The organism is Chryseobacterium sp. 6424 (assembly GCF_003692615.1).
Lineage (GTDB): Bacteria > Bacteroidota > Bacteroidia > Flavobacteriales > Weeksellaceae > Kaistella.
Map to the genome: position 1 here is coordinate 1,196,908 of NZ_CP023540.1, position 26,002 is coordinate 1,222,909.

General features: G+C 41.6%; 26 protein-coding genes. 9 read left to right on the forward strand and 17 right to left on the reverse strand.

Features of this window, described 5'->3' with window-relative positions:
- Positions 1-4: 4 nt before the first annotated feature.
- From CO230_RS05620 to rpmI, 3 genes are all read right to left on the reverse strand, one after another.
- Positions 5-1,228 carry a M28 family peptidase gene (locus CO230_RS05620; RefSeq protein ID WP_228438200.1) on the reverse strand — a complete coding sequence of 408 codons (1,224 nt, stop codon included), beginning with the start codon at positions 1,226-1,228 and terminating at the stop codon, positions 5-7.
- A gap of 80 nt (positions 1,229-1,308) precedes the next feature.
- Positions 1,309-1,653, reverse strand: coding sequence for a 50S ribosomal protein L20 (gene rplT / locus CO230_RS05625; protein ID WP_122027697.1), 345 nt, complete (start codon positions 1,651-1,653; stop codon positions 1,309-1,311).
- A gap of 121 nt (positions 1,654-1,774) precedes the next feature.
- Positions 1,775-1,972, reverse strand: a complete 198-nt coding sequence (gene rpmI, locus CO230_RS05630) for a 50S ribosomal protein L35 (protein ID WP_088468848.1) — start codon at positions 1,970-1,972, stop codon at positions 1,775-1,777.
- A gap of 555 nt (positions 1,973-2,527) precedes the next feature.
- On the opposite strand from rpmI, the gene CO230_RS05635 reads away from it, so the two are divergent.
- Together CO230_RS05635 and CO230_RS05640 are read left to right on the forward strand one after the other, a co-directional pair.
- Positions 2,528-3,661, forward strand: a complete 1,134-nt coding sequence (locus tag CO230_RS05635) for a zinc-dependent alcohol dehydrogenase (protein WP_228438201.1) — start codon at positions 2,528-2,530, stop codon at positions 3,659-3,661.
- Between the two features lie 37 nt (positions 3,662-3,698).
- The gene (locus CO230_RS05640) at positions 3,699-4,232 is read left to right on the forward strand and encodes a hypothetical protein (protein ID WP_122027699.1); all 534 of its coding nucleotides are present in this window, start codon (positions 3,699-3,701) and stop codon (positions 4,230-4,232) included.
- 112 nt (positions 4,233-4,344) lie between these two features.
- Here the strand turns inward: CO230_RS05640 and CO230_RS05645 are convergent, their stop codons facing one another.
- Positions 4,345-5,565: an IS1182 family transposase gene (locus CO230_RS05645; protein WP_122027700.1), complete on the reverse strand. Its 1,221-nt coding sequence runs from the start codon at positions 5,563-5,565 to the stop codon at positions 4,345-4,347.
- 453 nt (positions 5,566-6,018) lie between these two features.
- Here CO230_RS05645 and CO230_RS05655 point away from each other — a divergent pair, with 453 nt between their 5' ends.
- Complete coding sequence (locus tag CO230_RS05655) at positions 6,019-6,333, forward strand: HPF/RaiA family ribosome-associated protein (protein ID WP_122027702.1); 315 nt, start codon at positions 6,019-6,021, stop codon at positions 6,331-6,333.
- A 19-nt stretch (positions 6,334-6,352) separates the two neighbouring features.
- Here the strand turns inward: CO230_RS05655 and nhaA are convergent, their stop codons facing one another.
- From nhaA to CO230_RS05700, 9 genes are all read right to left on the reverse strand, one after another.
- Positions 6,353-7,516, reverse strand: coding sequence for a Na+/H+ antiporter NhaA (nhaA, locus tag CO230_RS05660; protein ID WP_122027703.1), 1,164 nt, complete (start codon positions 7,514-7,516; stop codon positions 6,353-6,355).
- A 102-nt stretch (positions 7,517-7,618) separates the two neighbouring features.
- Positions 7,619-8,125, reverse strand: a complete 507-nt coding sequence (gene infC / locus CO230_RS05665; RefSeq protein ID WP_122027704.1) for a translation initiation factor IF-3 — start codon at positions 8,123-8,125, stop codon at positions 7,619-7,621.
- 80 nt (positions 8,126-8,205) lie between these two features.
- Complete coding sequence (gene thrS / locus CO230_RS05670; RefSeq protein ID WP_122027705.1) at positions 8,206-10,125, reverse strand: threonine--tRNA ligase; 1,920 nt, start codon at positions 10,123-10,125, stop codon at positions 8,206-8,208.
- A 170-nt stretch (positions 10,126-10,295) separates the two neighbouring features.
- Positions 10,296-10,817: a hypothetical protein gene (locus CO230_RS05675; protein WP_122027706.1), complete on the reverse strand. Its 522-nt coding sequence runs from the start codon at positions 10,815-10,817 to the stop codon at positions 10,296-10,298.
- Between the two features lie 98 nt (positions 10,818-10,915).
- Entirely contained in the window at positions 10,916-11,098 is a 183-nt protein-coding gene (locus CO230_RS05680; protein WP_122027707.1) for a hypothetical protein, read from the reverse strand.
- A 12-nt stretch (positions 11,099-11,110) separates the two neighbouring features.
- Positions 11,111-11,722 (reverse strand): DUF4230 domain-containing protein, encoded by a 612-nt coding sequence (locus tag CO230_RS05685; RefSeq protein ID WP_410492870.1) that lies wholly within the window; start codon positions 11,720-11,722, stop codon positions 11,111-11,113.
- Entirely contained in the window at positions 11,723-12,283 is a 561-nt protein-coding gene (locus tag CO230_RS05690) for a TlpA family protein disulfide reductase (protein WP_122027708.1), read from the reverse strand. It lies immediately after the preceding gene.
- A gap of 11 nt (positions 12,284-12,294) precedes the next feature.
- Positions 12,295-12,762: a nucleoside triphosphate pyrophosphohydrolase family protein gene (locus tag CO230_RS05695; protein ID WP_122027709.1), complete on the reverse strand. Its 468-nt coding sequence runs from the start codon at positions 12,760-12,762 to the stop codon at positions 12,295-12,297.
- A 108-nt stretch (positions 12,763-12,870) separates the two neighbouring features.
- Entirely contained in the window at positions 12,871-14,010 is a 1,140-nt protein-coding gene (locus CO230_RS05700) for an acyl-CoA dehydrogenase family protein (RefSeq protein ID WP_122027710.1), read from the reverse strand.
- 178 nt (positions 14,011-14,188) lie between these two features.
- Here CO230_RS05700 and CO230_RS05705 point away from each other — a divergent pair, with 178 nt between their 5' ends.
- Positions 14,189-16,060, forward strand: a complete 1,872-nt coding sequence (locus tag CO230_RS05705) for an endonuclease (protein ID WP_228438202.1) — start codon at positions 14,189-14,191, stop codon at positions 16,058-16,060.
- Positions 16,061-16,063: 3 nt separating this feature from the next.
- Here the strand turns inward: CO230_RS05705 and CO230_RS05710 are convergent, their stop codons facing one another.
- From CO230_RS05710 to CO230_RS05720, 3 genes are all read right to left on the reverse strand, one after another.
- Complete coding sequence (locus CO230_RS05710; RefSeq protein WP_122027712.1) at positions 16,064-17,437, reverse strand: helix-hairpin-helix domain-containing protein; 1,374 nt, start codon at positions 17,435-17,437, stop codon at positions 16,064-16,066.
- 88 nt (positions 17,438-17,525) lie between these two features.
- The gene (locus CO230_RS05715) at positions 17,526-17,864 is read right to left on the reverse strand and encodes a MerR family transcriptional regulator (RefSeq protein ID WP_122027713.1); all 339 of its coding nucleotides are present in this window, start codon (positions 17,862-17,864) and stop codon (positions 17,526-17,528) included.
- A gap of 32 nt (positions 17,865-17,896) precedes the next feature.
- Positions 17,897-19,204 (reverse strand): DEAD/DEAH box helicase, encoded by a 1,308-nt coding sequence (locus CO230_RS05720; protein ID WP_122027714.1) that lies wholly within the window; start codon positions 19,202-19,204, stop codon positions 17,897-17,899.
- A gap of 221 nt (positions 19,205-19,425) precedes the next feature.
- Between CO230_RS05720 and rpsA the strand changes: the two genes are divergently transcribed.
- A complete protein-coding gene (gene rpsA / locus CO230_RS05725) occupies positions 19,426-21,213 on the forward strand; it encodes a 30S ribosomal protein S1 (protein ID WP_122027715.1) in 1,788 nt (595 codons plus the stop codon).
- A gap of 522 nt (positions 21,214-21,735) precedes the next feature.
- On the opposite strand, the gene rplS is transcribed toward rpsA, so the two are convergent.
- Positions 21,736-22,089, reverse strand: a complete 354-nt coding sequence (gene rplS, locus CO230_RS05730; protein ID WP_122027716.1) for a 50S ribosomal protein L19 — start codon at positions 22,087-22,089, stop codon at positions 21,736-21,738.
- Positions 22,090-22,550: 461 nt separating this feature from the next.
- Between rplS and CO230_RS05735 the strand changes: the two genes are divergently transcribed.
- From CO230_RS05735 to argG, 4 genes are all read left to right on the forward strand, one after another.
- The gene (locus CO230_RS05735) at positions 22,551-23,252 is read left to right on the forward strand and encodes a CoA transferase subunit A (RefSeq protein ID WP_122027717.1); all 702 of its coding nucleotides are present in this window, start codon (positions 22,551-22,553) and stop codon (positions 23,250-23,252) included.
- 133 nt (positions 23,253-23,385) lie between these two features.
- Positions 23,386-24,039 (forward strand): CoA transferase subunit B, encoded by a 654-nt coding sequence (locus tag CO230_RS05740; protein WP_122027718.1) that lies wholly within the window; start codon positions 23,386-23,388, stop codon positions 24,037-24,039.
- A 160-nt stretch (positions 24,040-24,199) separates the two neighbouring features.
- Positions 24,200-24,823 carry an N-acetyltransferase gene (locus CO230_RS05745; RefSeq protein ID WP_122027719.1) on the forward strand — a complete coding sequence of 208 codons (624 nt, stop codon included), beginning with the start codon at positions 24,200-24,202 and terminating at the stop codon, positions 24,821-24,823.
- The gene (gene argG, locus CO230_RS05750) at positions 24,811-26,001 is read left to right on the forward strand and encodes an argininosuccinate synthase (protein ID WP_122027720.1); all 1,191 of its coding nucleotides are present in this window, start codon (positions 24,811-24,813) and stop codon (positions 25,999-26,001) included. The genes CO230_RS05745 and argG overlap by 13 nt, the downstream gene beginning before the upstream one ends.
- Position 26,002: the final 1 nt, after the last annotated feature.

The window sequence follows — 26,002 nt, forward strand, 5'->3', positions numbered from 1 at the left end:
TAGGTTATTTAGTTACAATAAACTTTTTAGTCACCGTCTCGCCATCCAAGGTGGCAGTAAGAAAATATGTCCCTTTTGCTAAGGCTGATACATTGAGCATCTGGCTGTTTTTGGCCGTTAATACTTTTTTTCCGGACGCGTCGTTTACGATAACATCGAAATTTTTCGCATCTGCTCCTACATAAAGAAAGTCCTTAACAGGATTAGGAAACAGGCTGATTTTGTCTTTTGCATTTTTTATTTGGGTTCCCGTACCTAATGTTACATTTGTAGAAGAAACTGCAAAATGTTGTAATGCCGCAATGGCGCCTTTGCCCACATTATAAACAAAAACAGGGTCCATGTTTGTATAAGTATCACCTGTTGTATGCGGTTTTGTGCTTTCCAATGTTTCATAAAGACCAATGCATACATCGCCGTTTTTGTCAAAAGGCATATAATCTGATCTTTCGATATAGGAGGAAACAGGAGTTATAAGTGTTTGTCCGGAGCTGTTTTTACTGTAAAGAGTAAAACAGTTCATGAGGATTGTGTTAAAAGTATTGGAAGCTGCATTGTTTGAACTTGGGTAGCTCGCATAAGTTGTGGCCATATAAGTAGGTAAGGTAGGGGTACCATCTTTTTCACAGTTGATTCTATTATTGACTTGTCCGGCTACGCCACCTACTTCATCCAGATTAAAAACCAGCCTGATGTTCATTTTTGGTGTAGTTGCGTTAACGACATCGGCTACATACGCTGTACTTCCCCAAAGGCCTTGCTCTTCACCGGAAAAATTAATAAATTTTATTGAATATTCAGAGTCTACATTCTCAAGAATTCTTGCAATTTCTAAAATAATCGCAGTACCGGAGCCATTATCATTAACACCGGGTCCGTTTAACGTATCATAATGTCCGCAGATAATGACATATTGATCAGGATAAACAGTTCCCGTTTTTGTAACGATTAGATTTTTGCTGGTCGTATTAGATTTTGTGAAAGTATGTTCCGAAATTTCAGAAGTTGAATATCCATAGCTGATGTATTTATTTTTTAGCCAGGTGAATGCATTATTGTTAGCGGTACTGCCTGTCGTTTTCACACCGAGAGCGGCAAATTCAGTTAAAGTAGTGTTGATGTTAGATTGTAGAAAAAGTTCTGAACGGTCCTTATAGGCTTGGGTAAAAGTTTGACCGAACATTACTGCCGATACAACAGCAGCACAACAGGTAAAGAGTTTTTTCACAAAATATAATTTTTCCAAATATAAAATAAAATCCTAAACAAATGTTTAGGATTTTAAATGATTGATAACAGATTTTACAATTATTTTACTTGATCTACAACTGCTTTGAAAGCTTCTGGGTGATTCATTGCTAAATCTGCTAAAACCTTTCTGTTCAGTTCGATATTTTTGCTTTTCAGAGCGCCCATAAACTGGGAGTAAGACATCCCGTGTTCTCTTGCACCCGCGTTGATACGCATGATCCAAAGGCTACGGAAATTTCTTTTCTTCTCTTTTCTACCGCGGTAAGCATATTGCATCGCTTTTTCCACGGCGTTTTTAGCTACAGTCCAAACGTTCTTTCTTCTACCGAAAAAACCTTTAGCCTGCTTCATTACTTTTTTTCTGCGAGCTCTGGAAGCTACGGCATTTACTGATCTTGGCATAATTAAATTTGTTTTTTTTGAAAAGGGCGGTAAATTATTTCATTACACTTTTCTGCACCGTTTCAGGGTTAAATTGTCTGAATTTTTTTCGAATTCTTATAAACCGGTTGATTTATAAAAACTACTTAATGGCTAATTGGCGAAGAACGCTTTTCTCATCCACAGTAGCAACGTAGGAAGTCTGCGTAAGATTTCTCTTCTGCTTCGTTTCTTTTTTCGTCAAGATGTGGCTTTTGAACGCATTTTTTCTTTTAATCTTCCCGGTTCCGGTCAGCTTAAAACGCTTCTTAGCACCTGATTTAGTTTTTAATTTTGGCATTTTGCTTAATTTATCTGTTTGTTATCAATCCAAGTTTCGTTGTTTGTTGCGGCACAGAAGAGTGCATACAACATTCAGAGTGCAAAAGTACAACATTTTGTCGTAACTGCAAGTATTTGTTGTAAGTGCATTTTGGGCGTGCCGCGCGCTCGGTCATTCCTGCGACGCGCCCTTGCGGGCGCGTCGCATCCATTCCCTCGCTTGCGTCGGGCTCTTCGCTCATACTCCTCACCGCGGCTCGCCTTTCGGTTCGCCGCGCTTCCGGGGTAACCGCTGCGATCCCTCACGCGGGGGAAGTTCACAAAATACAATTTAATTATTAAATCCGAAGGGTATGTATTTAATTTTAGAATAAGATTTTAATTTCAATAAAGTAATCCACTGCCTCATTCTATTTGCATCTTTTTTTAATCTTGTCAAATCCACTTAAAATCACTCACTTCCACCTTACCATCAAGCTCTTAAAAAATCATAAATTATAATTATTCGCGTCGGGCGGTCTCTTTTTTGATACATGTTTGTTCAATCACTAAAAAAATAAACAAAATGTTAGCAATGAATTTCCGCGGACCCTTTCGCGTCCGCCCAGACCGCAATATGCCGGAACCTCAAATTGAACATCCCGAAGACGCTATCGTAAAGGTGCTTAGGTCCTGTATCTGCGGCTCCGATCTGCATCTGTATCACGGCCTTGTGCCCGATACACGTGTAGGAACCACATTTGGTCATGAATTTATCGGCGAAGTTGTCGAGATAGGTTCTGGCGTACAGAAACTAAAAGTAGGCGATAAGGTCATGGTACCGTTCAATATATCGTGTGGTAAATGTGCCTTCTGTAAGCAGGAACTTTATGGTAACTGCCACGAATCTAACGCAATGGCGACGGCCGTAGGAGGTATTTTCGGATATTCTCATACCGCCGGCGGTTTCCAGGGCGGACAGGCCGAATACGCACGCGTTCCCTACGCAGATGTTGGGCCAACGGTAATTCCTGATTGGATGGATCCTGATGACGCGGTGCTTCTTACGGACGTAGTTCCTACCGGTTATCAAGCCGCAGAAATGGCGGGGATCCAGAAAGGCGATACCGTCGTTGTTTTCGGTGCCGGACCCATCGGGATCATGGCCGCAAAATCTGCCTGGTTGTTCGGTGCCGGACGTGTAATCGTGATCGATCATTTAGAATACAGACTTGATTTTGTTGCCAAATATGCGCAGTGCGAAGCTTATAATTTCAAAAGTATCGGTGATCCGGTCGTATTCATAAAAACACAGACCGATTCTCTGGGAGCCGATGTCTGCATCGATGCAGTGGGGTGTGAGGCCAAAGGAAACCGGATGAATACACTTCTGGGTATAAAATTGATGATGCAGGGCGGCTCTACAACAGCCCTTCACTGGGCAATCAATTCAGTGAAGAAAGGCGGAATTGTTTCAATTGTCGGTGTGTATGGTCCAATCGATGCACTTGTACCAATTGGGAATGTGGTGAACAAAGGAATTACGATCCGGGCAAACCAGGCTGCCGCAAAACGGCACATGCCGAAACTGATTGACCACGTGAAAAATGGTGTCATTGATCCGAAACAGATTATAACCCACAGGGTTCCGCTGGAAGAAGTCGCGGATGCGTATCACATCTTTTCACAGAAGCTCGATGGCTGTATAAAAACGGTCCTTATTCCTTAAACAGCTTCAAAGTTTTTAACTCAAAAAATATTAAGACATGCTTACAGACGAAACAAAACCCTCTGATTTTAAAAAAAGTGAAAATTCAGATTATAGCCATATTAAAGGTTGGGGAATAGATGCCGATCCGGAAAATGATCCGACGTACCCCATAAAAAAACGTACCAATGAAGAACATGAAGGTTATGCCTGGGATAGACCTGCGCAGCAGCCTGAAACTGTAGAGATTTTAAAATCTGTGGAACGTCCTAATCTCACGGCGGTTTTTGGAACCGCATCACCACCCGAGGGGCTCAACGGAAAAATTCGTGAGTTAGCCTTTAAATACAGCGAATCAAGTTACGGCCGGTGGCTGCCGCTAATGCTTGCTGACCGTATTGGTGTGGTGGAAGGAATCATGGATGACCTAAAGAAAGGACATGTTCCGAACGTTTTTGCCGAACTGGGTTGGCCCGCAGAATGGAAGCACAACAAAAAAGGTTTCCTGTTAAAAATGGCTTTGATCGGTGCAGGTACCGCTGTAGCCGTTTCTTTACTCACTTCGAAAAAGAAGACTGAAGATGAAAATTAAAGTTCTTCATAATATATTAAAACTAAGAAGCCGTCTCAAGACAAAATTTTGAGGCGGTTTTTTATTTTCCTTATAAAATTGGAATAAAAAAAAGTTGGGTTTAAAGTGGCTTTTACGCCACTTTCTTTCTTAGGTTGTGTGCAAGAGCGTGTAGTCCGAACTCTATTTCTACTTTTTTGAGGGATTTTAAGGTAAATCTTTTAAAATTATGATTGTGTTTTAATTGGGCGAACACCGGTTCCACGTCCCAACACCGTTTTTTCCGCTTTTTTATACCTTCCTCGCTTTTGAGCAGCTCCCTGGCTTTTTGTTTGTGCCGTTCCAGATTATGGTTGCGCTCCAGACTTCGGTTGTTTTTCGAGCCGTGGCACATGCTGCGTATCGGGCAGCCTTCGCAGTTTTTTGCCTGATAGTGGGAAAGTTTTTGCTCAAAGCCGTTCTTGGTTGTCCTGCTGCTTTCGTGGGTTTTCTCCATCCGCTGTCCCATTGGACAGACGTAAAAATCCATTTCTTCGTTGTAGTGTAGGTTTTCCTTGCTGAAGGTTTTATGTTTCTGCTGGTAGTTCTGGTCCTGTTCTTTGTCGAAGGTGTTGTACTTTACGTAGGCATCTATCCCGTTTTCCTCAAGGTATTCATAATTCTCCTCGCTGCCGTATCCCGCATCGGTGGTGATGGCTTCGATTTGGCTGAAGACTTCCTCTCCGTAACTTTCCTTAAAATTTTCCAGATGCTGCTGCAAAGTTCCGGTGTCGTTGGTATTTTGGTGAATGGTATAGTTTAGGATGAATTGGTTTTCTGTGGAGATCTGCGGATTGTAGGCGGGTTTGAGCTGGCCGTTTTTCATGTGGTCTTCCTTCATTCTCATAAAGGTTGCATCAGATTCGGTCTTGCTGTAGGAGCCCCTGTCCCCCAGAATTTCTTCCTGCTGTTCGTATTTTTCCAGATTTTTTTCGAAGTTGTTCTTGATGTAGTTCAGTTTCGCCTTGGCTTTGGCTTTCCCCTTCTTGTCCACCGTATCGCTGCCTTTCAGCATCCTGTCAATCTTCTGGGCGGTTTCCCTTACTTTTTCTTTGCTGATTTCCTTGAACTCGGGAGGTTCGGGATCCTTGTCCTCATCCGATGCGATGCTTTCGGCATAAACCCAGAGATCCTCCAACTGGCGGAGCATCTTTTCCTTGTTGGTCTTGATGGATTTTCCCCAAACGAAGGTGTAGCGTCCTGCCTGTGCCTCGATCTTGGTGCCGTCGGTAGATTTCCATTTTTGGAAATTTCTTTTGTCTTCTAACTTTATCCAAGTTTTTGCAAATTCAGAATTATTTCCTACAATAGTCATATAATTATCGGTAGATTTCCATTCAAAAGAAGGGTATCGTTTCGGAGGACACCTAAAACCTGATAATTGAGGTTTTTCTCACCAGTATGATTGCGGTTGAAAGTCATTATTCCAATATTGGAAAGAGAAGTTCCCTGTCCTCCGGGTGTGGTTGTCTCATACCGCTCAACATTCCAAGTTCCGACCATTCTGGAAGAACAGGAAGTTAATATAGCAGCTGCAAAAATAGGAATAATTATTTCATAATTTTTTTAAAATAGTCTATAAAAAAATGAAAATTCCTTGCCAATTACAGACTAAATCTATTTTAAAATATAATTTTAATAAATTTTAACAATAAATTTCAGGTTTTAAAAAAAAAATTACACATTTTGTGTTAAAAAATTATAAATTTTGTTTATAACATTTCTTTTTGTCTAATTTTTGCAATTATCACCTAAAAATTAGATTATTATGGATATTATTATTAACTCAGACAACAATGTCGAAAGTACACTAGATTTTAAAAATAACTTCCGTGAAGAATTAACTCATTCATTGCGCAGATTTGATAGCTATATCACTCGTTTTGAAGTATTTTTTTCTGATGAAAGCAGCAATAAAAATACACAGGATGATCACAAGTGCGTTATCGAAGCCAGAATGAAAGGTCGAAACCCGGAAAGAGTGTCCGATAACGGTAATACTCCGAAGGAAGCTTTCGACGGAGCGGTTTCAAAGATAAAATCAGTGTTAGACAGGGTAGTAGATCAACAACGAGGATATTAAAGTAAAAAAAACGGAAGAATTAAATTTCTTCCGTTTCTTTTTCAGATAAAGTTTGGGGCAATGTCCATTTCAATAAGAAGAAACCAACAATACCTGCAATAAGTGAAGCGACCAGTATTGCAATTTTAGAATTGTTTATGAGGATTTCGTCTTCATAAGCCAATAAAGTGACAAAGATGGACATCGTAAAACCAATTCCCGCCAAAAATCCTACGCCTACAATATGCTTCCATTGGAGGTTTTGAGGAATTCTTGCCCATCCTAATTTCACACCAATGAACGAAATTAAAAAGATACCCACCGGTTTTCCGATAACCAATCCTAAAATAATTCCTAAACTGTTATGATCGGCGAGATTATTATACCAATCGGCTGCAATAGGAATGCTGGTGTTGGCAAGGGCAAAAAGCGGAAGGATGAAGAAGGCGACAGGTTTATGGATAGCGTGTTCCAGTTTAAACGAGGGTGAATGCTCATTTGAGTCTCCGAAAGGAATGGCAAATGCAAGTAAAACGCCTGTAATCGTCGCATGTACGCCAGAATTAAGCATAAAATACCACATGGCAACTCCGCCTAATAAATAGGGAATGAGATTCCAAACTTTCATTCTTTTTAAAGCCAAAAGCAATCCGAAAATTCCTAATGATATAAAAAGGTTCATTGCAGATAGCTCATTGGTATAAAAAATAGCGATGATGATGATGGCTCCCAAATCATCAATGACGGCGAGTGCGGTAAGAAAAATCTTTAATGTTGCAGGAACTCTCTTGCCCAATAATGAGAGAATTCCTATCGCAAATGCTATGTCGGTTGCCATCGGAATTCCGGCGCCATCCTGTGTTGGCAAACCAAAATTCAGAAGCATGAAGATTGCTGCAGGAAAAAATAAACCTCCAATAGCGCCTAAAAAAGGGAATGACGCATTCTGAAAATTGGAAAGTTCACCATTATAGATTTCCCGTTCCAGTTCCAATCCTATTAAGAGAAAGAAAATGGTCATTAAGCCATCATTAATCCAATGTACAATACTATGGCCACCAATATAGGTATTCCAAAAACCAATGTACCCATCACCAAAGGATGAATTAGCAATGAGGAGGGAAACTACAGTTGCCAAAATTAGGAGCAATCCTCCTGTTTTTTCGCTTCTAAAGAATTCTTTAAAAAGATATGTTAATTTCATTATTGTGTTTATTTTTTAGATTTCAACTCATACTCATTACTCTTGAATTAAAAAAAGTGCATTAAAACATGCACTTATTGATTTAAGAAATCATGCATCCAATTACTTCGCCGGTTTTTTCGGGCTCATCATCATAATCATTCTTTTGCCTTCCAGTTTTGGCAGTTGGTCTACTTTTCCAACGTGTTCCAGATCTTGTGCAAGTTTCAGCAGAAGAATTTCTCCCTGATCTTTGAAGATGATGGAACGTCCTTTAAAGAACACATACGTTTTAAGTTTGGAACCTTCTTCCAGGAATTTTTCGGCGTGTTTTTTCTTGAATTCGTAATCGTGCTCGTCGGTTTGCGGGCCGAAACGGATTTCTTTCACCACCACTTTCACCTGCTTGGCTTTAAGTTCTTTGGTTTTCTTTTTCTGTTCGTAAAGGAATTTCTTATAATCCAGTATCCGGGTAATGTAAGGTTCCGCCTTATCGGAGATCACCACCAAATCCAGTTCTTGGTCTTTGGCAATTTCCAGTGCTTTCTGTAGCGGATATACGCCAGGTTCTACATTATCACCGACTAAACGTACTTCTTTTGCCCGGATTTTTTCATTGATCTGGTGCAAGTCCTCTTGTACGCGTCGCTGTGGACCTCGGCCTCGGTAGTTAAATTTCTGTGCTATGGTGTTTAAATTTTAATGTTAGTTTATATTGTAGCGGCTTTCTTGAAATAGGTCACAAATTCTTCAATTGTCATGGTTCCTAGATCACCTTCGCCTCTTCTGCGGACAGAAACCGTGCCATTTTGTTCTTCATTTTCACCAACAATCAGCATGAAAGGAAGTTTTTTCATTTCGGCATCCCGAATCTTACGTCCGGTTTTTTCGTTTCTTTCGTCAATCAGGCCGCAAATATCGTGATTTTCCAGTAATTGTGAAACTTTTTTCGCATAATCCACATATTTTTCGCTGATTGGCAAAATTGTGAACTGATCTGGTGCCAGCCACAGTGGAAAATCACCGGCTGTATTTTCAATCAGAATAGCAATGAAACGTTCCATCGAGCCGAATGGCGCACGGTGAATCATCACCGGACGATGTTTCTCATTATCGTTACCTGTGTACCAAAGGTCGAAACGGTGAGGTAAATTATAATCGACCTGTATGGTACCCAACTGCCAGCTGCGCCCGAGCGCGTCTTTTACCATGAAATCCAATTTCGGGCCGTAGAATGCAGCTTCACCGTATTCTACAATTGTTTTGAGACCTTTTTTCTCGGCAGCCTGTATGATGGCGTCTTCAGCTTTCTTCCAGTTTTCATCAGAGCCGATATATTTTTGTTTGTTTTCTGGATCTCTTAATGAAACCTGCGTCACGAAATCTTCAAAACCTAAAGATTTAAATACATAAAGCGTCAGATCAATTACATTCTCAAACTCTGCCAAAAGCTGATCCGGCGTACAGAAAAGGTGTGCATCATCCTGCGTAAACCCGCGAACCCGCGTCAACCCATGAAGTTCACCTGACTGTTCGTAGCGGTAAACAGTTCCGAATTCGGCGAAACGTTTCGGCAAATCTTTGTAAGACCATTGACCGACTTTGTAAATCTCGCAGTGGTGCGGGCAGTTCATAGGTTTTAACAGAAATTCTTCGCCTTCATTAGGGGTTTTGATCGGTTGGAAGCTGTCGGCCCCATATTTATCCCAGTGGCCGGAAGTTACGTAAAGTTCTTTCGCGCCGATATGAGGGGACATCACGAATTCGTAACCTGATTTTTTCTGCGCTTCTGAAAGGAAATTTTCGAGTTTTTTCCTTAAAGCCGTACCCTTTGGTAACCATAGCGGAAGACCTGCGCCTACTTTTTCAGAGAATGCAAAAATACCGAGTTCTTTTCCGAGTTTGCGGTGATCGCGGCGCTTGGCTTCTTCAAGTCTTTCAAGATATTCGGTAAGGTCTTTTTGTTTGGGGAATGAAATTCCGTAAACCCGCGTTAACTGTTTGTTTTTTTCGTCGCCCCGCCAGTAAGCTCCGGCAGCGTTCAGTATTTTTACAGCTTTTACGATGCCGGTTGACGGAATGTGACCGCCACGACAGAGATCTGTGAAATTATCGTGTGAGCAGAAGGTGATTTCGCCATCATTTAAATTGGAAATAAGCTCGGTTTTGTACGGATTGTCTGCATATTCCTTCAATGCGTCAGCTTTTGAAACCGCGTAAAGATTGAAAGTGGAGTTTTTCTTGGCGTTCTCGAGCATTTTCTTCTCGATTTTTTCAAAGTCTTTCTCAGAAAGGCTTTCATCGCCAAAATCTACGTCATAATAGAATCCGTTTTCAATAGCTGGACCAATGGTAAGTTTCGCCTCCGGATAAAATTCTACAATAGCCTGCGCCAAAAGGTGAGCGGAGGAATGCCAAAAGGCCTTTTTGCCCAGATCATCATTCCACATAAGGAGCTGCAAGGTGGCATCAGTAGTGATGGGCGTGGTGATTTCGGCCTGGTTGCCGTTTATTAATGCGGAAATAACATTCCTTGCCAGCCCTTCGCTGATTGATTTTGCTACATCAAGCGGAGTGACGCCGCTCTCAAATTCTTTGATGCTCCCGTCGGGAAGTGTGATTTTTATCATTTTAAAATCTGGATTTTAAGATGCAAAAATACGTTTTTTCCTATAAATTTCTATTATGTTTTCGGCGCAAAGATTTAGGGAAATAAATGCTTAGCTTAAATTTTTAAGGAGCATTAAAATAAAAAAACCGGTGACCAAAGGAAACCGGAATTTAAAATTATGAGGGAGGTTTAGAGGTCATCCTTGTTACCTGCGGAATCCATATCATTCATCATGCCGCGGTTACGGTAGTTATATGTACGGTTTTCGGAGGTGAGATAGAGGTCATTTTTAGCTTTGGTGATGATTCTTGCGCGCTCATCTTCCGTTAAATTATTGTCCGGCGACACATATTCCTCGCCTGCATAGCGGTCTCGGGTAAAATCGTTCACATTGATGGCGCCTGCATCGTTCATGATGTCACGGGCTTTTTCAGCGCGGTCTGCCGTGTTGGTATATACGGTGATGATATTGCTTTTGGTACCGGCGTAGCTGTACTTTTTTCTGTCGTTATCATTGTCGCCAAACAGCCAATCCCAAAAACCACTGGTTTTTTCATCCTCGTCATATTCAGATCCTTCTGTATATTCGCCGGTGGTGGAGTAGCGGGAGATTTGATAATCCTGTTTTCCGAATCCTGCGCTGTCGAGTTTTGCGGAGGCTCTATCTGCTTCTTCGGTGGTGGGGAACATACCCACAACGGTGTAAGACATAACTTTATATTTTTGTGATTAGTATGTTTTACTTATCAAAGATTGTGACAAAGGAAAGGTAAAAGCCGAATTTTAATGAATGTTAACAGTTTTCAGACTTAGTTTTCGTTCTCCTCCTGATTTTCGGTTTTACCACTTTTATGCAATTTAGAGGTTTCTTTAATTTCTTTTTTTGCTGTTTCTTCTGAATGAATCTTTTGTGAAGAAGCTGGGATGTTTGGCAAATCCTGGTTTTGTTTTCTCACTTCCGGTGTCGGTTTTTCCTGTTTTGAAGTACCCATCTTTTTTTTGTATTAAAGTTTTGATGTATCTACCTGACCTGTTTGGTCTTCGATTTCGTAGTTCAAAGCTCTTGCCAAAACGAAGAGCTGACTGAGGTTTTCAAGCAACTGTTTCCGCCCTTCATTCCGCAGCCTTTGCTGGTTTACGGTTTTATAGGCGTTATCCTTTGCCGATTGTGTGACCTTTCGTAAATCTTCCTGTTTGATGCGCGATAGGAAGGTATCATCAATCGACTGTATCTCAACACTTGGTGTGATCTTGATGTCGGCTGCAGGCAATGACCTGATGATCAGCTTCTTGTTAGCGGAATCAACCTCCAGTTCCATCTTGTTCAGGTCATAAGACACCTGGGCGTTCGTTTTGGTGAACGTAATAAGTTCTTTCTCGAGTTTCGGAAGAAGGCCGCCGAGCAGTTCAGAGGTCATTTTCGTTTTTTGGATGCTTGAAAAATCCTGCTCCATCACCACCATTTTATTCATCTTCCGGATTTGATTGGTGATGATATAATAATCGTTCTGTACGGTTTCTTCAGATTTTTGGGTAAGGGATTTCCAGAGAATGAAAATCACCAGCATGGTTGCCGCGCCCAAGACGAAGGGCCATATTTTACTGTAATTCTTCAATTATTTAAAAAGTTCTTTAAGGTTGGTATCATCTTTTTTCAGGATTTCCAGAAGGTCACGTTCAAGATATCCAGTTGTCGGATATTCTACAATTCTACCAATTTCCTTGCCGTATTTCTGTACGATGATGGTCGGCACCAGTTTTATGTTGTAAAGCCCTTCTTCACCGCCTGGCGCTTCTTTCTTTTGGTTTACGGTTAACAGCGTAAGCTTGTTCTCGGGGAAATTGATGGCATCTAGGATTTTCATCAAACGCGGGACTTCACGGTGACTGTCGCTACACCAGATACCCAACACCACCAGAAGGTTATAGGAGCTGAGTTTTTGTTTTCTGAGTTCTTCAACCGCTTTTTTATCGACTGTATAACTGTCGTATTCCGGTGTGTACCACTCGGAATAAGGAAGCTTTGATAGCTGGTCGCGGGTTTGGTAACCCAAGAGCATTTTATTACCGGCAGAAGTTTCTACCTCACGGTTTACAACGGTTTTCTGGGCGTTGCAGGACTGAAGGGTGCAGAGCAAAGCGCCCACCGCCGCGAATATTCGGAGTGTTTTTTTCATTATCATGTATTTTATTTGTCTAAGATTTCCTGCAAATCTGCTGGAGAATAATATTTGTTTTTAAGGACTTTACGATCAGACTTTCGGTGTACGTTGATTTTTTCGCCACAGATTTCGGTGAAGACTTCTTCGCCTCTCATGCTGTAATACTCCAACGTATCTTGTGCTTCTTGCTCATTCGAGCAGGCTTTTGACATGTTAGAGCGGTGTACTTCATCAAACAGTTCTACAAACTTTTCTCCTAAACCGAATTCTAAAACTGCGCCACTTAGCACATATTGCAGGTCGCAAAGTGCGTCAGCCACTTCGGTAAGATCATCTTGTTCGATCGCGGTTTTAAGTTCATCTAGTTCTTCCTGAAGTAAAGAAATCCTCAGCGCTGCCCTGTCTTTTGGTGCGAGTTGCGGTGTATCAAAAACCGGTGCGTTAAACGTTCGGTGAAATTCTGCCACCTGATTCAGGGCGTCTATCTTATCCATTTTTTATTAATTTAAGCAAAGATAAAAATTAAGCCAAAACTGGATGACGAAGCCTGTTTGCTTTTAAAGCAAAAAAGAACACCGGCTGAAAACCGGTGTCTGTTTTGTTTATTTTACGATCTCTCTGCCAATTACGAGTTTTTGGATTTCGGATGTACCCTCGCCAATGGTACATAATTTTGAGTCGCGGTAATATTTTTCAGCCGGGAAATCTTTGGTGTAACCATACCCTCCAAAAATCTGTACGGCGTTATTGGCAATGCGCACACACGCTTCAGAAGCGTAGAGTTTTGCCATAGCACCTTCTTTGGTCATGGGTTTTTTGTTATTTTTAAGAGTGGAAGCACGCTGAATCAATAGTTCTGCGGCATCAATTTCGGTAGCCATATCAGCCAGCATAAAGTTAATCGCCTGGAATTGATTGATCGGTTTGCCAAACTGCTGTCTTTCCAAGGAATATTTAAGCGCAGCTTTGTAAGCGCCACGGGCAATCCCAAGACTTAATGCCGCGATGGAGATACGTCCACCATCCAATATTTTCATGGCCTGTTTGAAACCTGAACCTACCTCTCCCAAACGGTTTGCATCAGGCACACGCACATTATCGAAGATTAGTTCGGCGGTTTCCGAGGCTCTCATCCCGAGTTTATTTTCTTTCTTGCCTGAACTGAAGCCAGGCATCCCTTTCTCTAATACAAATGCGGTAGAATTGTTGCGCGCACCTTTTTCGCCTGTTCTGGTCATCACTACAGCGATGTCACCGGAAATAGCGTGTGTAATAAAGTTTTTAGCACCGTTAATTACCCATTCATCACCGTCCTTTACAGCAGTAGTGCTCATTCCGCCTGAATCTGAACCGGTGTTGTGTTCGGTAAGTCCCCACGCACCGATTGTTTTTCCGGAAGCAAGTTGTGGCAACCACCTTTGGCACTGTTCTTCATTCCCGAATTCATAGATATGATTGGTACATAATGAGTTATGAGCGGCAACCGATAGTCCGATGGAAGGATCTACCTGCGAAATCTCATCCAAAATAGTTACATATTCGTGGTAACCCATGCCTGACCCGCCATATTCTTCTGGTATTACAATCCCCATAAAGCCCATTTCCCCAAGTTTATGGAAAAGTTCAACAGGGAAGTGCTGGCTCTCGTCCCATTCCATAATGTATGGGCGAATGTTTTTTTCAGCAAAATCTTTAGCTGTTTCAGCGATCATTGTAAGGTTATTCATAGTTTCGGTGGTCATAATCGATAATAAAAATGTGCTCAAAGGTAACGAAAATGATACGTTCTTCAAGAATTTATTTGAAGAATCTATGCTAAGAGGTATATTTTATTTGTGATAAATGTTTTGTGGATGTATTGTTTTTAAGTGTTGTAGCCATCTTTAAATGCGTAAATTAGCTTTTTTAAAACCTGTTGAAATGAAGAGATTTTTACTGTATGCGCTTTTTATACCTTTTATAGGATTTGCACAGGCACCCGCCGGATATTATGATGCCGCTACCAGCCTTACCGGATATGCTCTAAAGACCAAACTTTCTGAAATAATTTCTACCAAATACATCAGTTGGCATTATGGCGACCTGCAACAGATGTACAACCTTACAGACCTTGACCGGTATTACGACCACGACGCGGAAAACCAGACGTATTTGTTGGATATTTATTCTGAAATACCTAATGGTCCGGATAACTACGAATACACATCCAACCAGATGATTGGTTCTGCAAATGCCGAAGGACTGGGCTGGAACCGCGAACACATGATGCCGCAAAGCACTTTTTACAGTAATTATCCCATGTATTCGGATCTGTTTTTCGTAATTCCTACCGATGCACGCATCAATCAACTCCGCAGCAACTATCCTTATGGCATGGCTGGTTCACCAAATTACTACACCTTTTCAAACGGTTCTAAAATCAGTAGGAACAGTACGCCGGGTTCGGGTTATACGGGCCGTGTATATGAGCCGATAGATGAGTTTAAAGGAGATATTGCCCGCAGCTTGCTTTATTTCGCGGTGCGTTATGAAGCTAAACTAAGTTCATTCAACTATTTTACGGGGACTACGGCTGCCAATGATATGAGTCCGCTTGACGGTACGAATGAGAGAGCTTTTGAAAACTGGTATTTGGCGTTATTGCTGCAATGGCACGAGCAAGATCCGGTGTCGCAAAGGGAAATTGACCGTAATAATGCGGTTTTTTCGCTACAGAAAAACCGGAATCCTTTTATAGACCATCCGGAATGGGTGCGCCAAATATGGAATCAAACCCTTGATGCTGTTGCGCCAGGTGCGCCGATGAATCTTACCGCCAATAAAGTGAGTGCCTATTTCGTAAATTTAAGTTGGGATTCGCCCTCGGACAGCGATGTTCTGGGTTTTAAAATCTATCAGAATGGCACGCTGATTAATACAACCAAAGATAGGAATGTCATTATTGATCGGTTATCGCCATCCACTACATATAATTTTACCGTTAAGACCTATGACGCCAGTTATTTGGAATCTGCGGAGAGCCTTGTGCTGCCAGTCACCACAATTGATCATGATGTATTTGCGAAAGACCTGATGATTACCAAATATCTGGAAGGTTCAGATGCCAGCAACGCTCTGGAAATTACCAATAAGACAGGACATACAGTTAACCTGAATAGGTATAGACTCAGCATACAGTTTTATAACAGTACCAATGCGAACTATTATTTCCCGGCACCTTACGAATTAGAAGGTGTTATCGCGCATAACGAAACATTGGTGATCCTTAACCCTTATGCTAAATTTACATGTATAACGAATGATGATGCACGTTTTGTAACGGCCGCGCCACAACTTACATTTACCGGAAGCCAGTATTTGGAACTCCGCTATCAATCTACCACAGTTGATGCGATTGGATTCAAAAATACGGACAATTATGCGACGCTTGCCAACAAGTCCTTATACAGAAATACTGCGGTGAATCATCCAAACGACACCTTTACTTCCACGGAATGGCAGGAATATCCTTTAGATTTTTGCGAGAATCTAGGCGTTTTAGCTGCCAGCCCAATAACACCCATTAAAACCAGATACAAGGTTTACCCAAATCCTGTAGAGAATGTACTGACAATTGAAGGTCATCATTTGAAGCGGATACACAAGGCTGTGATATACGATGCGTCTGGTAAAATGATCCGTCAAATCAACCAGCCTTTCACTTCAAAAAATACATTAAATATTGAAAATCTGGCACCTGGGATTTATTTACTTCAAATAAATGACGTTACACTGAAGTTCATAAAGAAATAAGTCTCATGATTCCTTAATATACCATTTCATGCGGGTTTCATATTCAGGCTTCAATTTCAGGAGTTTCCATATCTTTTTATCATTCGGGTTGGTGGTTCTGTAGAAAATAATTTTATCAGCCGAATATTTAAAGTAGGGGTGGTTCTTCAGCCATTCTTCCGGCGCGTCAGTTAGATGATATTTCTCGATTTTCGAGTTGTCGAGTCGTGCGATTTCTACAAGTTTCTGCGCAAGATCTTTATTGATGTCATAAGTATCTACAATTTGTTGCCGGTTCATAAACCCACCCAGTTTTTTACGGAAACTCAGCAGCATTGCCGCGCTTTTTTGATCGAAACCAAATTCAATAAGTTGCTTGTAAGTGATCTGATTAAGATCTATGGTCGAGAAATCTGTGGTATTCTGAGGTGTGGTTTGGCTGACAGCGGTTTTATTGACACTGGCTGAGTTTGGTGCGGGAACTTCTGTATTCAGTATAATAAATGGTTGTAGTTCCTCGAACTTTTCGGGTGAAATCACAAAGCATCTCTTAATATCTTCCAGCGATTTAAAGCTGCCTTTAAGTTGGCGCTCTCTGTAATTGACGATGACCTGAGCCTGTTTTTCTGAAAAACCCAATGCCCGCCAGCCTGCCGCATCCAATGCATTCGGATTGAATGGCTGATGCTTCAACTTCGGTTGTTGTTTAGAAGAGGTTGTAAATCTTGCCGTGTTATCCGCAGACTTTTCCGGCAAAAGCAGGTAAGGCTCCATTTGCCGATATTGGTCTTCGCTGATCATGTAGCATTCACTGAATTTTTCTTTACTAAGGAAACTGCCGCCCAAGAATTTCTTGTATTTTAATATTGATGCGGACTGCCGTGGTGTAAATCCCATACGCATAAAATCTTGCTGCGTAAAATCATCAGGATTGAATTTTCCCTGTATATGAAGTTTTTTAGCGGTGCCTTGCGACGTGCTGCTGTATGGTTGATAGTTGGCAAAAGAAGTAGAATAGCGGCCTCTGTTTTCCTCCGGTAGTAATATATAAGGTTCCAGCTCGCTGAATTTCTCGGCTGAAATGGCATAACATCTTTCGAGTTGCTGTTTAGATGAAAAGCTGCCGCCAACCATATTCTTGTATTTCAAAATAGTAGCTACCTGCCGCTCAGAGAATCCCAATTTCTGCCATTCCTCTGCCGATAGTGCATTCGGATTAAATTCTTCCAGTGATATATGCTCGCTTTCAACGTATTCAATATTATGGATGTCTTCCGGTGGTTGTTCCTGTTTCTCTTTTGCATTGAAATATAAAAAACCGGAACATAAAATTGCCCCGGATGTTGCTAAACCGAAAAAATAATTTTTAACCGCTGAAAACTGGATGGGTGAGCGCATAGGAAAATTTTGCTTAAAATTACCCTGATGTGCTGGCGCATAAACGTTTAAATCACCTGATTTATAATGTTAATTAACCCTTTTTTCTCTACTGTTTTTCAACTAGGGAGTCTTTCAGTTTCTGTAATTCGGCTTTTACAAACTCCAGCCTATTGATGATGGAAACCGTTTCGGAGATTTTGCCATTAGTCGCCAATGCTACTCGGGCGCCATCTAGTGTATAGCCTTTTTCTTTTACCAAATGATAGATGATCTGGAGGTTTTTGATGTCTTCCGGCGTAAAATAGCGGTTGCCTTTTTTGTTTTTTTTAGGTTTGATCACCGGAAACTCCTGTTCCCAATACCGGATGAGCGACGCGTTTACATCAAATGCCTTGGCAACTTCGCCGATGGAGTAATACAGTTTGTCTGGTAAGTTAAGTTTCATAAATAAAGCCGTTGTTTAAAATCCGATGGTTTTTAATAAGCGATTTCGATCTTTACTTTTTTGCCTTTCAGTTTTTCCGTATTTAAGGTCTGTAGCAAATTTCTCACTTTTTTCCCTTCTACCGCCACATACGAAGTGGTATCTTTAACTTCGATAAGGCCAATGTCTTCTTTATTCAAACCACCTTTTTTAATCAGATAGCCTACAATATCTACTTTATTGACTTTGTCTTTCTTTCCGGCACTGATATAAATAGTCTCGAATGGCGTTTTTCCCGGTATTTTATAATCACCAACCAGGGGTTCAATCGCTGTGTCAGCTTTAATGAACGGAAAGTGTTCATCCTCGGTCATGATGAGGTATGCAAAACCTTTCGCATTCATCCTGGCGGTTCGGCCGTTTCTGTGGATGAACGCATCTTCTTTCGGCGGTAACTGGTAATGAACGATGGATTCTACTTCCGGTACGTCCAAACCACGTGAAGCCAAATCGGTTGTAATTAAGATCCTGGCGGAATCATTCCGGAATTTCAGCAGCGCCCGCTCTCTCTCATCCTGCTCCATACCACCATGGAAGGTTTCGCGTGCGATGCCTTTTTCGCGTAACAGCTCCGAAATCCGGTCCACCGCGTCGCGGTGATTGCAGAAGATAAGCGTTCTTTTATTACCGATTTTACACAGAAGTCTAAATAATGTATCGAGTTTTTCTTCAGGTGTGGTTATTACTTTTTTGAGTTGGATATCCGGTTTTGTCTCCTGAAGTTTCAGGAAATTAATGGTTTTTTCGTCTTTCAAACCTACAAAATCCGGAATTTTTTCCATCGCAGTGGCAGAAGTAAGAATACGCTGCGCAGAAGTTGAAAGCGATTGGATGATGAAACCCATGTCTTCTTCAAAACCCAGTTCAAGCGCCTTGTCAAACTCATCTAAAACGACAGTTTTAACAGTTTTTGGCGCAAAGTTCCCGCTCCGGAGATGATAGGCGATCCTGCCCGGTGTTCCGATTAATACGGCAGGCGCTTGGATGAGGTTATTTACTTCAGTCCTTTTATCATGGCCGCCATAGCAAACTGATACTTTAAAATCGGTCCCCATCGATTTGAAAACCTGCTCTATCTGCAAGGCCAGTTCGCGTGCCGGTACCAGGATCATCGCTTGTATGCCCGATGCTCCCTTGTCAAGATTCCGTAAGACCGGAAAAAGAAAGGCCAATGTTTTCCCTGAACCTGTGGGGGATAAAAGTACCACATCGGTTTGGTTATCAGTAGCTTTATAGGCAGATTTCTGCATTTGGTTAAGTTCCTGAATCTGTAGTTTGTGGTAAATTTTGTCTAAATCCATACTGCAAAGGTAAATCAATTGGCGCGCGTTTTAAAATTACGGGCAAACTTTATAATTTATAGCTTTAAAATACTGATTATTAGGAAAATTTGCTTACTTTTGCCACACTTTTTGTGGAATCATTTGGCGAAGCTAAAACATTAACAACTAACTTCTTCCGTATTTTTCAGCTGCCACATTAAGCCAAAACTGAAAGAGAAGGAATACAAATTATTTATTTTATGTCAGAAACGACAGACAAAGCAGAGGTTCTTTTGAACCAAAACGTAGCACCGGAACAGTTTGATTGGGATTCTTTCGAATCAGGTCTTGATGCGGACGCCAGAAAAGAAAAGAGCGATCTGGAAGAGATCTACAACGGATCACTTAACAACCTGAGCGACAATGATGTACTTGTAGGGAAAGTGGTAAGACTTACCGACAAAGAAGCGATTGTTGACATCAACTTTAAGTCTGAAGGGGTAATCTCTCTTAATGAATTCCGTTACAACCAAGGCCTTAAAGTAGGTGACGAGGTAGAGGTAATGGTGGACAGAAGAGAAGACAAATCCGGACAGCTACAGCTTTCTCATAAAAAAGCCAGAACCCTGAAAGCTTGGGATAAAGTAAACGAACTTCACGAAACAGGTGAAATCGTTAACGGTTTCGTAAAATCAAGAACTAAAGGCGGTATGATCGTTGACGTACACGGTATCGAAGCGTTCTTGCCAGGTTCTCAGATCGATGTGAAGCCTATTAAAGATTACGATCAGTTCGTAGGTAAGACAATGGAGTTCAAGGTGGTGAAAATCAACCCAGAGTTCAAAAACGTTGTTGTATCTCACAAAGCGCTTATTGAGGCTGACCTTGAAGGCCAGAAGAGAGAAATCATCGGTCAATTAGAAAAAGGACAGGTTCTTGAAGGAACTGTTAAAAATATCACTTCTTACGGTGTATTCGTAGACCTTGGTGGTGTAGATGGATTGATCCACATTACAGACCTTTCTTGGTCTAGAGTAAACCACCCATCTGAAATCCTTTCAGACGGTGAGACTGTTAAAGTGGTAATTCTTGATTTCGATGACGAGAAAACAAGAATCCAATTAGGTATGAAGCAACTCGAGCCACACCCATGGGATGCGCTTTCTGCTGACCTTAAAGTTGGTGACAGAGTAAAAGGTAAAGTAGTGGTTCTTGCAGATTATGGTGCATTCGTAGAGGTTGCTCCTGGTGTAGAAGGACTGATCCACGTATCTGAAATGTCTTGGTCAACTCACTTGAGAAGTGCTGGTGATTTCGTGAAGGTAGGTGATGAAGTAGAAGCTGAAGTATTGACTTTAGACAGAGAAGACAGAAAGATCTCTTTAGGTATGAAGCAACTTAACCAAGATCCTTGGTCTAACATCGAAAGCAAATACCCAGTAGGTTCTCAGCACACAGGTACTGTAAGAAACTTCACCAACTTCGGTGTATTCGTAGAACTTGAAGAAGGTATCGACGGATTGATCTACATCTCAGACCTTTCTTGGACTAAGAAAATCAAGCATCCATCAGAATTCTGCAACGTTGGTGATAAACTGAACGTAGTAGTTCTTGAGTTGGATACTGCTGCCAGAAGACTTTCTTTAGGTCACAAGCAGCTTCTTGAAAATCCTTGGGATAAATTCGAGACTAAATATGCTGAAGGAACGGTACATGCAGGAAAAGCTACTGAAGTTTTCGACAAAGGAGCCCAAGTTCAGTTCGAAGATGCAGAAGTTGAGGCATTCTGCCCATCTAGATTGTTAGAGAAGGAAGACGGATCTAAGATCAAGAAAGGTGAAGACGCTCAGTTCAAAGTGATCGAATTCAACAAAGAATTCAAAAGAGTGGTAGTTTCTCACACTGGTATCTTCAGAGACGAGGAGAGAAAGAACGTAAAAGAGCAATCTAACAAGCCAGTAGGTTCTTCAAGCAACGAAGAAAAATCTACCCTGGGTGATTTAGATGTACTTGCTGAACTTAAAAAGAAAATGGAAGGCGGTAACTAAGCCAATCCATTCTTAATAAATGACGCCTCTGTAACAAGAGGCGTTTTTTTTGACCAAAAGTTGTCCTCAATGCATATTTACCTATACATCAGATGCCAGACTAATGGAGGAGAATAGAAATTCACTGTTGAAAGTTGCGCAGTAATTTTAAAGTTTTCGTTTGGTGTTGCTAACTACAACAACTAAAATGCGACCTGAATAATCAGAAATCGGCGGTTTTGATAGGGCGTTCATCATTCAGAAGTATGGACTTTCCACCAGAAGTCTCCAACGGTTAAGGCATTACACTAAACGAACCGATGGGAGAAGCTTTGGTCTGAATTTCTTTAATGTTAATAAACCGGATGGCGAAATACCTCTGTAGCCATTGGCAGCGTGCGTGCTCTTCTAAAACTTTACTCAGCAGTTACAGAGTAAAATAACTTCAATCATCAACTGCTTGTAACGTAAAGGCGTTTTTAACAACTAAAAAACCCATCAAAATTTTGATGGGTTTTCTTAATTATAATGAAATAGTCTGAATTATTTCTTGTAAGCAGCGTCTTTAATTCTCGCTTTTTTACCTCTAAGGTTACGGAAGTAGTAGATTCTCGCTCTGCGAACTTTACCTCTTCTGTCCACTTCAATTTTCTGAAGCGCAGGCATGTTGATTGGGAATACTCTTTCTACACCTACATCACCACTCATTTTTCTAATGGTAAAGGTTTTTGTAAGTCCGGTCCCTCTTAACTGAATCACAGTTCCTTTAAAGAACTGGGTTCTTGTTTTCGCGCCTTCCTTAATTTCGTAATACACAGTGATGGTGTCACCGGCTTTGAATTCTGGGAACTCTTTTTTAGCAATGTACTTGTCTTGTACGTACTTTAATAAATCCATTTTTTTAATAAAAAATTTTTGTCAAGCCAAACAACATTCACGTCCTTCGTCAGAGGTTGATTAACAGGCTGCAAAAATAAGATAAATAATATTATCAGCCAACAGTTTGCGAAAATTTTCTTCAGTCTTTGTTTAATTTGAGAGGGTAAACTGGCTTTGAGGCATATTTTCTGTTGACGTCCTTCGTGGAAGGGGCTTCCGCTTTGTCACCATGTACTTTTGGGCGTGTCCCTCATTCGGTCATTCCGGTCGCGCCGCCTGCGGCGGCGCGACCTCCATTCCCTTCTTCAGGCCGGGCTGTTCGCTATATCTTTTATAGTTGGCGGCGGCAAAGCCGCGCAACTATAAAAGGATGCCGCTTCCATCCCTCACGCAGCTCTACGCTGAAATCCAGCCAATTACTCCAACACCCAAATTTCAAAAATAAATCCTAAATTTAGTAACGAAAAATCAAAGATAAAATGATCGACAAAAGAGTAAATAACGCCCAAGAAGCCATCGAAGGAATTACCGACGGCATGACCCTTATCATCGGCGGCTTCGGACTGTGCGGTATCCCCGAGAACACCATTAATGCGCTCGTAGAAAGCAATGTTTCATCCCTTACATGCATATCAAACAATGCGGGAGTTGATGATTTCGGTTTGGGACTGCTTTTACAAAAAAGGCAGATTAAAAAGATGATCTCCTCATACGTCGGCGAAAATGCCGAATTCGAAAGACAGATGCTTTCCGGCGAACTCGAGGTAGAACTCACTCCACAGGGCACTTTGGCTGAAAAATGCCGCGCTGCACAACATGGCATTCCCGCTTTCTACACACCTGCGGGCTACGGCACCGAAGTCGCTGAAGGCAAGGAAACCAAAGAGTTCAACGGCAAAATGCACATCCTCGAACATGCTTTTGAAGCTGATTTCTCCATCGTAAAAGCCTGGAAAGGCGACCACGCCGGAAATTTAATTTTTAAAGGCACCGCCCGAAACTTCAACGCGCCCATGGCCGGAGCCGGCAAAATTACAATTGCTGAAGTAGAAGAACTTGTAGCGCCCGGTGAACTTGATCCGAATGAAATCCACATTCCGGGAATCATGGTGCAGCGCATCTTCCAGGGAGAAAAATTCGAGAAAAGAATAGAACAACGCACGGTCCGCAAACGCGCGTAGATTTCGCTGATATGAACTGAAGCTATTTTCAAATTACAACATGTCATCCTGAGCGCAGCGAAGGACCTCTTTGCGCAGCAAAGCACATTTTCACATTCCAACATTTCAACTTCCACATTTTCAATTCGTAGTTATGCTTACAAAAGAACAGATAGCACAAAGAATATCCAAAGAACTTAAAGACGGTTACTACGTAAACCTCGGAATCGGAATTCCGACATTGGTCCCCAATTACGTCCCACAGGGGATTTCGGTAGAATTTCAAAGTGAAAACGGCGTGCTCGGCATGGGACCGTTTCCCTTTGAAGGTGAAGAAGACCCGGATCTAATCAACGCCGGAAAACAAACCATCACCACACTGCCGGGCGCTTCATTTTTCGATTCGGCATTCAGTTTTGGGATGATCCGCAGCCAGAAAGTAGATCTCACCATCCTCGGTGCGATGGAGGTTTCCGAAAACGGCGACATCGCCAACTGGAAGATCCCCGGCAAAATGGTGAAAGGAATGGGCGGCGCCATGGATTTGGTAGCTTCCGCTGAAAATATCATCGTTGCCATGATGCACGTCAACAAAGCCGGCGAAAGCAAAATCCTTAAAAAATGTACACTTCCACTCACGGGTGTCGGTTGCGTCAAAAAAGTAGTTACCGAACTCGCTGTTTTGGAGGTGACACCGGATGGTTTCAAACTTCTTGAGCGTGCGCCGGGTATCTCGGTGGAAGATATCATCAAAGCTACAGAAGCTGATCTCATCATCGAAGGTGAAATTCCGGAGATGCAGTTTTAAAACCATTTAATTAAATAATATGAAGCGTAGATTGTTTATCTGCGCTTTTTTGTTTTTACCAAAGTTTTCTTCTGAATAAGACTACATAATTATAAAATAATCTCATTAATTCTTGTATTTAAGATAAATTATCTAATTTTGCCGCCTATTTTAGATATACGTGGAATTTAATAATGATTTTACAGTTAAAGTTGCCGGTACAGAAGAACTGAAATTCATTCCGGTCATTCTTAATGAAATAGAAGAATCCGCAAAGGAACGCGGAACCGGGATCGCAAAACGCACAGCTTCTTATCTTGAAGAAAAGATCAACGAAGGAAAAGCCGTGATGGCCTTCTCTAAGGAAGGTGAATGGGCGGGTTTCTGTTATATTGAAACATGGAGTAACAAAACTTATGTTGCCAACTCCGGACTTATTGTGGCAAGAAAGTTCAGGAAAGAAGGCTTGGCCCGAATGATTAAGAAGTTCATCTTCGATTACTCGCGTCAGCAATATCCCGACGCAAAACTCTTCGGACTGACCACAGGACTGGCAGTGATGAAGATCAACAGTAACCTCGGCTACAAACCCGTTACTTATTCGGAATTAACGCAGGACGATGTCTTCTGGAGCGGTTGCCAAAGCTGTGTGAACTTCAAGATTTTAAAAAGCAAAGAACGCAAAAACTGTCTCTGCACAGCCATGCTTTACAACCCAAATGATATCACAGCGAGTGAGCCCGAAAGTAGCCACAAGCTGTTCTCTAAATTCAAAAAAATAAAAACAATCTTATGGAAAAAGTAGTTTTAGCCTACAGTGGCGGACTCGATACTTCTTTTTGCGCCGTGTATCTTTCTAAAGTTAAACAGTTGGAAGTGCATGCGGTAATGGTGAATCTGGGCGGATTTTCCGAAGAGGAAATCAAAAAAACGGAAGAGCGTGCTTACCAGTTGGGCGTGAAATCTTTTCGGGTGATTGATGACGCTGAAAACTATTACGAAAAATGTATTAAATATCTGATTTTCGGAAACGTGCTTAAAAACAACACGTATCCGCTTTCTGTAAGTTCCGAAAGGGTTTTCCAGGCAACCGCGATTGCTGATTATGCCAAGAAAATCGGTGCGAAAGCCATCGCTCACGGAAGTACGGGGGCCGGGAATGATCAGGTTCGGTTCGACAGTATTTTCCAGATTCTTTTACCCGAAGCTGAAATCATTACCCCGATCCGCGACCTTAAACTTTCGAGAAATGAAGAAATTGAATTCTTAAAGGAAAACGGTTTTGAGATTAACTTTGAAAAGTCTCAATACTCCATCAACAAAGGACTTTGGGGAACCTCAGTTGGTGGAAAAGAAACGCTGACCTCCAATTTATCACTGCCGGAAAAGGCTTATCCGACTCAGATTTCCAAAACTGAACCTGAAGAAGTATCTATCACTTTTGAAAAAGGCGAAATTACTGCGGTAAACGGTGAGAAATTTTTAAAACCTATTCAGGCGATTCAGAAAATCCAGGAAATTGCGCAGGCTTTCGGAATTGGACGCGACACGCACGTTGGCGACACCATTATCGGCATCAAAGGCCGCGTGAGTTTTGAAGCCGCCGCACCTTTAATTATTCTGAAAGCGCATCATTTACTCGAAAAACATACGCTGACGAAAAGCCAGTTGCTGCTGAAAGACCAACTGAGTTTAACGTACGGAAACTATCTCCACGATGGATTAGTTCTGGATCCGGTGATGAAAGACATCGAAACTCTTTTCGAAAATTCCCAAAAAGCCGTGAACGGAACAGTGAAAGTTCTGCTCAAACCATATCATTTCAGTCTGATTGGCGTGGAATCTCCAAACGACCTAATGTCTTCAGAATTTGGAACTTACGGCGAAATGAACAAAAAATGGACGGAAGCTGACGTCAAGGGTTTCTCAAAAATATATTCGAATGCGTTGAGCATTTATCACCAAGTAAACAACGGAAATTAAC